Here is a 248-nt window from a genome sequence, read left to right on the forward strand (position 1 = left end):
GGTTAGCATAAACAGGGTCATAACCACCATGAGCAGTTTCCCATTCACCTTCTTTAAGATCCATTACACCATCAATATCATATTTACCATATTTTGAAGCTGATGAAGATTCAATATGATCTGGGTTTGCATGAGGAACTATACCACCAGATGTTACTAATGCTATTTTAGCATTTTTGATATCCTTAACAGCTGGATTTGGATCTACTCTATCAAAGTTTGGCATTGGGAATTCTGTTTCGAATTCT

Annotated in this window: 1 protein-coding gene; it reads right to left on the reverse strand. The window is 35.9% G+C overall.

Annotation, left to right across the window (positions count from 1 at the left end; all coding sequences use genetic code 11):
- Positions 1-248: glycine/betaine/sarcosine/D-proline family reductase selenoprotein B (locus VJI94_RS08655; protein ID WP_324009076.1), on the reverse strand; the 248-nt coding region annotated here is incomplete at both ends.

Origin of the sequence: Parvimonas sp. D9 (assembly GCF_035282565.1) — a bacterium.
Lineage (GTDB): Bacteria > Bacillota > Clostridia > Tissierellales > Peptoniphilaceae > Parvimonas > Parvimonas micra.